At 39.9% G+C, this 7,351-nt stretch carries 3 protein-coding genes; 2 read left to right on the top strand and 1 reads right to left on the bottom strand.

Annotation, left to right across the window (positions count from 1 at the left end; all coding sequences use genetic code 11):
* Window positions 1–1,981 (bottom strand): caspase family protein (locus tag I8748_RS24820; protein ID WP_198127195.1); only part of this gene is annotated, 1,981 nt, incomplete at its 3' end.
* A gap of 1,146 nt (window positions 1,982–3,127) precedes the next feature.
* On the opposite strand from I8748_RS24820, the gene I8748_RS24815 reads away from it, so the two are divergent.
* The gene (locus I8748_RS24815; RefSeq protein WP_198127194.1) at window positions 3,128–5,905 is read left to right on the top strand and encodes a hybrid sensor histidine kinase/response regulator; all 2,778 of its coding nucleotides are present in this window, start codon (window positions 3,128–3,130) and stop codon (window positions 5,903–5,905) included.
* A gap of 57 nt (window positions 5,906–5,962) precedes the next feature.
* On the top strand, window positions 5,963–7,264 hold the full coding sequence (locus tag I8748_RS24810) for a hybrid sensor histidine kinase/response regulator (RefSeq protein ID WP_198127193.1): 1,302 nt from the start codon (window positions 5,963–5,965) through the stop codon (window positions 7,262–7,264).
* The last annotated feature ends 87 nt before the right edge of the window (window positions 7,265–7,351 follow it).

Here is a 7,351-nt window from a genome sequence, read left to right as displayed (position 1 = left end):
CTTCTACCCCCTGGTACAACATTCCTTCTAGTTGCATTTGCTGGTACGCTTTTTCTCGCTCAGTACCGCTATCTACCAAGCGGTGTGATAAAGATTCTAGGGGATTTACACCAGGGCGAAAGCTTCTCAGCCACCAATCTTGGCTACCTGGTAGCTGTTTACCCTGTCGTAGTTGAGCCATTAAACCCGCCTGCACCACGGAAGATTTACCACTCCCGGAGGCTCCCACCACAGCAATAAATGACTTGACAGCCAAGTCGCTAATTAGTTGCTGCGTTACAGTTTCTCTACCGTAGAAATACTGAGCTTCTGCTTCACCAAAAGCTTGCAATCCTTGATAAGGGCAAATTCCTAAATCGATCGCTTTTCTATGTTGAATGCTCCTATTGCTAGTGCTGGCAGGTATAACTTCAATTACACCTTGCGTACCAGATAGCCAGATATTTAGAGGTAATTTATTTGCACAGAACAATTGTAGTTGCGTAATCCAAGCGGCTGCTGAGAAGCCAGGTTGTTGCTGGGCTGCTTGTAGTGTAGAATACAACGCATGAGCGAATTGTTCAGGATTATCTTTAGATGAGTGGGCAGCAATTATACATTGTCCCTGCTCAGCACCAAGTTGCAAGTCTTCTACCCATTCCTGTAGGGGCGGACAGCTGTTTGCCCCTACTTGCGCTCCCACAGTACAATCTAAAATAATGATTTGTTGAGCATAAGGAGAATGCCGCAACTGTTGCCTTAACCAGGAACGGCTGAGACGGATATCTTCTGCTAATACTAATGCGGGTTCGTCAGCTTCTTGTTCCTCAAGTCGCCCACGCAGATATAAAAGTACTGTGGCAAAAGTTTCAAGGTTGCGTTGAGTAGGGGCGTACATCTGTACGCCCCTACTGTGTAAACACTGTTGAATAGCTGCGCGTACATCTTTAACAGTATTGTTCTGCCGCGGCCAATACTCTAACTCGAAACCACCAACAGCGCTTAGTAATTTGCTCAAAGCAAGGGTAGTCTGATTGATGTTAAGTCCCTCTATGATTAGCGCCTGTCGCGGATGTGATGATTTCACAACCGCTGGTTTTAATCCTAGAATAACTTCTCCGACTCCTTCAACAATTCGCTTGGGAGTTTGCTGGGGATATTCAAAGTAAACCTTGGTGTCGCCTCTAGTTTTATTTTGTTGATTAATCAGCCGTAATTGCTGGTTAGTTTGCTCAATGTATTGCCGCGTCTGGTGATAAACATAACGGTAAAGTCCATCAGCATCAATGATGCCTTGTGCGTCAGCTGCTTCACCCCGCAACCCGCGCATCAAATAATAAGTAAAGACTCCATGTCCTAGTTCGGGAAATTCCCAGGATTGTTGATTAGTATCACAGGAAAGCAAGGCATAAAATCCCTTACTTTGTTTTGCCCGTTGGCGTAATAATTCCACCATCTGGGGTGTAGGGTTGGGCAAGGATTTTACTGTTGTGTCACTTCTAGCTCCTCGGAATGTCATGCTACCACTATGACAAGCATCCAGCCACACTAACTGAGTTTGTACTCCACTATTTCCTAAAAATTGTAAAAGCTCTTGTAACCCTAAACTTGTGTGAAGTAAGTTGTCTGTTTGAGTATCTGTTAGACACAAAACTGCTTGCTGGGAATTTGGCTCTAGCATTCCGTGTCCAGAAAAATAAAATAAAATCGTGTCTTCTGGTTGAGCAGCAGCACTAATTTTGTCTAAACTAGCACGCACATTGGCAAGCGTGGGTAAATGAACGGCAAAATCGTGGTGAACCCACTTTTGGGTTTGAGGAAATCCTGGAGTTGCATCTGCTAAAGCTGTTGCTAAACCCTGACAATCAACAGCTGAGTATAACAATGAGGGTAGCCTCTCATCTTGGTATTGATTGACTCCCACTAGCAACAGCCAAAGTTTTGTTTCCCCTATTTCTAGAACATGAGTTGAGTGACTGGTAGCAACACCAAGTGGAGACATACCGATTTAGGATTAAGAAATGGTAACTGAATGATACTAAAATTTCCTCACGATAACTTCTTTCTTGCTCCTGAATTATTAAATACAGAATGAAATTAACGTAAGTTTAATAAATGTTGTAATACTTTTCTGACAAGGAGAGGAGGTAAAAATCAAGTTTTTACCTCATTTCATCTTTACTTTAGCGTAGTTCTACTATTTCTATGTGTGGTTGCAGTTTATTTACGTAGGATGAATTCATGAATTGCCTCTACAGGGTGTAGTTTTGCGTAAGTTCTAGAGGCAGATTTTCATACAGGATTGGTATCCCAGTATTTTGTTCATATTAATACCTTGCTAATGTAGTTAATTGAGTGTTATTCATTTTCTCCATAGGTTTGCTGCCATTGTTTTATGCACTTTTACGCTTAGTAGTTCACTCCAAATTGCTGCTTGAGGTAGGAAGCAGGGGAACTCGGGGCCCCCACGACCGCTCGTGAGGAGCCACTGCGCTATCGCGCTCTGCCGACTTGAAGCATGTGGCGTTGGGGATTAGGGGCAACAGGGGAGAAGAGGGAGATAATTCTTAATTTTCCATGCTCAATGACGGCAGTTGCTACAACGGGAAACTTCGGGGCCCCCGCGACCGTAGGGAGGAGCCACTGCGTTGGACGGGTTTCCCGACTTGAAGCAAGTGGCGTTGGGGATTAGGGGCAAGGGGGGAGACCTCTGCAACGCACTGCCTCCCTAATGCCCAATTCCCAATTCTGATAAAAAACAGCCAATTTGGCTACATTCATGAGATTGTCTCTGCTACAGTAATAACTGTAAATGAATTGCGGGCTTAATTGTCCAAGATTGATTATAGCTAGAGCATTTAAAGCAATTTTCACACAGTGAATTGTGCTTGGTCTGCTCTCTTGAGAGTTTGCTGCTGCTCTTGTGGTAGCAATAGTCATAACTCCTCCTTCCCTCAAAAGTAACGACTAGTATAAGTCCTTGTTGGTTTACATGTTTTTTACCTTGTCTATTTTGATGTAGACAAGGTATTTTTTATTTGAGGCGATCGCTGCTATTATTTTCAGCCTCAGCTAGGCAAGCATTGTTAAAAAATCTCAAACAAAGGGAACAATAAGATTTAAAGTTTAAGAATGGTATCAACAGTAAGTGAGTAACTCTACAATTAAGTTTGGCAAAACAGTTTCACTACGTTTGGTTTTGGTAGTACCGTTCATACTGCAAGTATTTGCTGCTGTTGGGGTGATAGGATGGCTCTCTATATGCAACGGGCAACAAGCTGTTAATGACGTTGCAACTCAATTACAGAGTGAGACAAGCGATCGCATTAAACAGCAAATTGAGAGTTATTTGAACGAACCTCGGCGCATTAATGAAGTGACTGCGGCTAGTATCAAGAGCGGTGGAATCAGTTTAACTGATTATTTAGTCTTGGAGCGTTACTTTTGGCGTTTGGTACAACAAAATACAGTACAATTCATTCAATTTACTAACCCTCAAGGAGATTCTGTAGGGATTGAACGTGAGGTCAATGGTAGAATTGTTCTCAAATATCGAGATAAAACTACAGCACCAAAATTAAATATTTATAGCCTTGATAGTCAAGGCAGAAGAATCAAGTTAATTGAGACAAAACAATTCGATGCCCGGACTCGGCCGTGGTATAAAGCTGTGATGCAAGCGAAGAAACCTGTCTGGTCTCCTTTGTTTAAGCGTGTTACTAATTCATCCATAGCAAATTCTTTGAGCCATCCTATCTACAGTGAAACAGGTCAACTTATAGGAGTTATCAACAATTTATTTGATATTCAAAAAATTCATCAATTCCTCAAACAACTAAAAATTGGTCGCACCGGACAGACATTTATCATCGAACGTTCTGGAAATTTAATAGCTAGTTCAATTATTCAAAAATCATTTGCAAGCAAAGGTGATGATTTAGAACTCATCAATGCTTCAAAAGCCAATAATCTGATAATTAGCTCTACAGCCCAATACTTGCAGCGTTCTATCAATCTCAGCACCATTGATCACAGCCAACAACTAGAATTTCAGTTAAATGGTGAACGACAATTTGTACAAGTATTACCTTTACAAGATGGTAAAGGTATTGATTGGCTGATTGTTGTGGTAGTGCCAGAATCAGATTTTATGGAACACATTTATGCCAATACCCACAGTACAATTTTGTTATGTCTAGGAGCTTTAGGACTGACTTGTATTGTTGGTATCTTTACTTCTCGCTGGATTAGCCATCCTATTCTACGTTTAAATGCAGCTTCGGCTGCGATCGCCAATGGAGAATTAGACCAAACGGTTGAAATCGGGCAAATCACAGAACTGGGAGTATTAGCAAAGTCTTTCAACCAAATGGCACAGCAGTTGCGTCAATCCTTTAGTGACTTAGCAAAGACTAATCAAGAACTAGAACAGCGTGTTGAACAACGCACACTAGAACTCAAAGCAGCCAAAGAAGCAGCAGATGCTGCTAGTAATGCCAAAAGTGAATTTTTGGCAAATATGAGTCACGAACTACGCACGCCCATGAATGGTATTTTAGGATATTCCCAAATTCTCCGCCGTTCAGAACCTTTAACAGAAAAAGGTCGCAGGGGAGTTGAAGTCATATATCAATGTGGTTCTCATTTACTAACTTTAATTAACGATATTTTAGACCTTTCAAAAATTGAAGCCCGGAAAATGGAACTCTATCCTCAAGATTTTCATTTTCTCGCTTTTCTACAAGGAGTTGCAGAAATTTGTCGCATTCGCGCTGAACAAAAACGTATTGGATTTATTTACCAAGCAGATTCTCAACTTCCGCAGGGTGTCTGTGCAGATGAAAAACGATTGCGCCAGGTTTTAATTAACTTACTCAGTAATGCCATTAAGTTTACGGATGCTGGTAAAGTAACTTTTAGTGTCAAGGTACTTGAAAAGCAAGCAATTCAACAACAAAAAACCTCTACTACCCCAACTTGGATAATTCGCTTTCAAATCCAAGATACAGGTGTGGGCATGACTAAAGAGCAATCACAGACAATATTTGTTCCCTTTGAACAAGTAGGTGATATCAAAAAGCAAGCTGAAGGAACTGGTTTAGGATTAGCAATTAGCCACAAAATTATCTCACTCTTTGATAGTAAGTTAGAAGTAGAAAGCGAACCTCACAGAGGAAGTACTTTCTGGTTTGATATCCCATTAAAGGAAGCACAAGAGTGGGCAGAAACATCAAGAGTTTCCCTCTACGGTACTATTGTTGGGTATCAGGGAGCCAAACGAAGAGTGTTAGTAGTTGATGATAAATGGGAAAATCGCTCTGTGATTGTCAATCTACTTGAACCAATTGGTTTTACAGTTGCTGAAGCCAGTAATGGGCAAGAAGGTTTAGAACAAGCTAAGACATTTAAACCCGATATAATTATCACCGATTTGGTAATGCCTGTAATGCACGGTTTTGAGCTAATTAAACAGTTACATCAGTCTGCTGAACTCCAAAAAATAATAGCCATTGCATCTTCTGCTAGTGTATTTGATGCTGACCAGTTTAAGAGTTTAGAAGCTGGTGCTAATGAGTTTTTGCCAAAGCCGGTGCAGGCTGATAGCTTACTAAAAATTCTCCAAAAATATCTACAACTACAATGGATTTATGAGGATAGATCAGAAAGTATTTTCAAAAATGAGGAAACACAAATAAATTCCCCAGTTGGCTCTTCTGAAATTATACCTCCTCCAATAGAAATACTTGCTCAACTCAATGACCTTGCTCAAAAAGGTGATTTAGACGAAGTTACAGCAATAGCAGAACAGCTAAAAGAGCAAGATATCAACTTGATCAAGTTTGTAGAGAAATTAATTCAAATGTCCGATGCTTGTCAGGTCAAACAAGTTCAAGATTTCATTTCCAAATATATCAAAAATTGCTAGCTTATATTTACTTTTTGGCTGATTTTTTAACAAATTTCATTTTGAAGGTTTAAAAGCATGAATTTCACATCGACCACAGAATTTATCTTAATTGTGGACGACAATCTTACCAATTTATCTGTTCTTAAAGAATCATTAAAAAGTGCAGGTTTTAAAGTGCGGCTAGCTGTTGATGGTGAAAGTGCTATCAAGCAAATAAAACAAGAACATCCTGCCCTGATCCTCTTAGATGTGGAAATGCCAGGAATGAATGGATTTGAAACCTGTAATTTGTTAAAAGCAGACCCTTTAACTCAAGATATTCCAATCATTTTTATGACTGCTTTGACCGACACAGATAGCAAAGTCAAAGGGCTATCTTTGGGAGCCTTAGATTATATTACTAAACCTTTTGAGCAAGAAGAAGTAATAGCACGAGTCAAAGTACATTTACAACTACGAGAACTCACAAAAATCCTTGAAGAAAAAAATGCTCAATTAGTGCAGCTAACTGAAGATTTGGAGGAGCGAGTTATAGAACGTACCGCAGCTTTACAAAAGGCTCAAGTACAGCTTGTACAACAAGAAAAGTTATCTATGCTTGGTCAGTTAATTGCAGGAGTAGCACATGAAGTAAATAATCCTCTTGGATGCATTATTAGTAATCTTGCTCCTGCTTATGAATATGTGGATTCTCTGTCCCAAGCTGTGAAACTTTATCAAAAATATTGTCCAGAAATACCGATAATTCAACAAGAACTGGAAAAACTTGATCTTGAATTTGTACTTGAAGATTTACCGAAACTCCTCGATTCCATGAAGTTAAGTACTCAGCGAATTAAAGAGATTTCTATATCGCTGAGAAACTTTTCACGCCTGGATGCTGATACAAAAATTTTTGCTGATTTACATTTGGGGCTTGATAGTACTCTGGTTATTTTACAGCATCGGCTCAAAGCTATAGGAACTCGTCCAGAAATTGAAATCATTAGACAATATGGCAACTTGCCAGAAGTAGAGTGCTATCCTGGGCAAATTAATCAGGTATTTATGAACTTGCTGGCTAATGCCATTGATGCAGTTGAAGAAGATCTAGAAAAATCGGATCATCAATTTCAGCCTTGGATCAAAATTACAACTGAACAGTCTGATGATAAAAGTGTAATTATTCGTATTGCTGATAATGGCACAGGTATGACAGAAGATGTAAAACAGCGGCTTTTTCAACCTTTATTTACTACTAAACCAGTGAATAAAGGAACAGGATTAGGTTTATCAATTGCTCATCAAATTATTGTAGATAAGCATGGTGGTCAGCTCAGCTTTGTTTCTTCTTCTGAGGAAGGTACTGAATTTATCATTGAACTACCTTATCAGTAACTAGCAAAGTAAGCGCTGTAGGGGCAATTCATAGGGTATTGCCCCTGTGTACATCAAGCACGATATCACATAGAACCAGTCTTACTA

The organism is Amazonocrinis nigriterrae CENA67, from assembly GCF_016056305.1.
GTDB lineage: Bacteria > Cyanobacteriota > Cyanobacteriia > Cyanobacteriales > Nostocaceae > Amazonocrinis > Amazonocrinis nigriterrae.
The sequence above is the reverse complement of the archived record's forward strand: the minus strand, read 5'-3'. Positions and strand labels throughout refer to the sequence as shown.

Coding starts and splice junctions, on each gene's coding strand:
- I8748_RS24810 (WP_198127193.1), top strand. CDS start 5,963: ATGAATTTCACATCGACCACAGAATTTATCTTAATTGTGGACGACAAT.